The sequence below is a fragment of the Pseudomonas sp. B14(2017) genome, assembly GCF_002113255.1.
Lineage (GTDB): Bacteria > Pseudomonadota > Gammaproteobacteria > Pseudomonadales > Pseudomonadaceae > Aquipseudomonas > Aquipseudomonas putida_Z.
Map to the genome: position 1 here is coordinate 1 of NZ_NEJY01000059.1, position 911 is coordinate 911.

Genomic DNA, 911 nt, shown 5'->3' on the forward strand with positions numbered 1-911 from the left:
ACCGCCAGCGCGCGCTCACGCAGCTCGCTGTTGAGGATGCGGTCGTTCTCGCTGTAATCGACCGGGCAGTCGATCACGTGCACGCCCGGGGTCTTGATGCAGTGCTCCAGCAGCGGCAGCAGGCCTTCGGCGCTTTCCACGCGGTGGCCGTTGGCACCGTAGGCTTCGGCGTACTTGACGAAGTCCGGGTTGCCGTAGTCCAGGCCGAAATCGGTGAAGCCCATGTTGGCCTGCTTCCAGCGGATCATGCCGTAGCCGTCGTCACGCAGGATCACCACGGTGATGTGCATGCCCAGGCGTACCGCAGTTTCCAGCTCCTGGCTGTTCATCATGAAGCCGCCGTCGCCGCACACCGAAATCACCGGGCGGTCCGGGTGCACCAGGTGCGCGGCCATGGCCGATGGCAGGCCGGCACCCATGGTCGCCAGGGCGTTGTCCAGCAGCACGGTGTTCGGCTTGTGCGCCTTGTAGTTGCGGGCGAACCAGATCTTGTAGATGCCGTTGTCCAGGGCAACGATGCCTTCGGACGGCAGCACGCGACGGATGTCGGCGACCATGCGCTGCGGGTAGACCGGGAAGCGGTTGTCGTCGGCACCTTCGGCGATCTGTGCTTCGTTGGCTTCACGGATGGCCATCAGGCGGGTGAAGTCCCAGTGCGAAGTGTCGTTCAGCGCTTCGCTGATCTGCCATACGGCGTTGGCGATGTCGCCGATCACTTCAACCTGCGGGAAGTACACGGCATCGACTTCGGCGGAGCGGAAGTTGATGTGGATCACCTCGGTGCCGCCACGGACCATGAAGAACGGTGGCTTCTCGATCACGTCGTGGCCGATGTTGACGATCAGGTCGGCGGCTTCGACGGCACGGTGCACGAAGTCACCCGACGACAGCGCGGCGTTGCCCAGGAAGCG

1 protein-coding gene is annotated in these 911 nt (G+C 64.2%); it reads right to left on the bottom strand.

Translation table 11 applies throughout. The features are described 5' to 3' along the window. The coding region (locus CAG34_RS27315; RefSeq protein ID WP_256573588.1) for a thiamine pyrophosphate-dependent enzyme at window positions 1-911 on the bottom strand (911 nt) is incomplete at both ends.